Genomic DNA, 993 nt, shown 5'->3' on the forward strand with positions numbered 1-993 from the left:
TGGTTCAAAACATTGGTTGTGTTGGCAACAGTGTAGAACATCACCGCATTAGCAACCATCCTGCCAAACGCAATAATTTTTTGCTGAATTATACTATTGTTTTCGTGAATAACACCGTCTTTGCCAAAGGTGATCCAATCAATAAAATCATTAAACTCTTCACTTTTACAAGTAGCTGCTTGAATCTTTTTACGAAGATCAACATCAGCAATATATTTTAAAAGAAAAATGGTTCGTACTACTCGCCCCAATTCACGGAACGCTTGATGCAGCTTATTCTTCTTGCTATTGGAGCGCAGCTTTTTCAATATAGTTGACGCTTTAATTTTGCCACTTTGGATTGACATAACAACGCGCAACATATCGTAGTACATTGACTCTATGAGTTGCCAGTTGGGCTCTTTCGATATAAAAATATCACTGATATGTTGGTATGATTTTTCATTCATTTCAGCTGGTCGATAAAAATTGAGATGCTTGAAACTACGTATTCTGGGCATAAGTGTTATTGCCAACAAATAGGCAAACCCAAATACCACTTCGTTTTGCGCGTGCGTATCCCCATGGATTGTATCTGGACGTAAGGTTTCATCACTTTCATAAATCCCATCGAAAATGTAAATGGCCTCATAAACACCACACGGGATAAAGTTTCCAAACAAAGCAACATACTGATCAGAAACGTGATAATAGCCAATCCCACCATATTTTCCATAACGAATATGGTGCTCTGCCAGTAGATTATTGGTATACATATCCCAATAAGTCCCATCAACAGAAGCACTTTCACCATTGCCCCAAATATAAGGCAGCTCAAACTGTTTGTATGCCTTGATAATGACTTCACTAATTTTATTGAGACGCAGCTCAGTAATGTGGTGATTGAATAGCCAAGCAATTTGTTTACGTGAATACTTTTTCAAGCATCGTTCAGCTTGAACTGGGCCAACATTACAACCATATGCGAAACTGGTAGCAATAAAGCGTAAATCA

At 38.0% G+C, this 993-nt stretch carries 1 protein-coding gene; it reads right to left on the bottom strand.

Translation table 11 applies throughout. The features are described 5' to 3' along the window. On the bottom strand, window positions 1-993 hold a 993-nt coding region (locus OQJ26_RS19280), incomplete at both ends, for a Tn3 family transposase (protein WP_265705286.1).

This window comes from Legionella sheltonii, assembly GCF_026191355.1.
In the GTDB taxonomy this organism is placed as follows: domain Bacteria; phylum Pseudomonadota; class Gammaproteobacteria; order Legionellales; family Legionellaceae; genus Legionella; species Legionella sheltonii.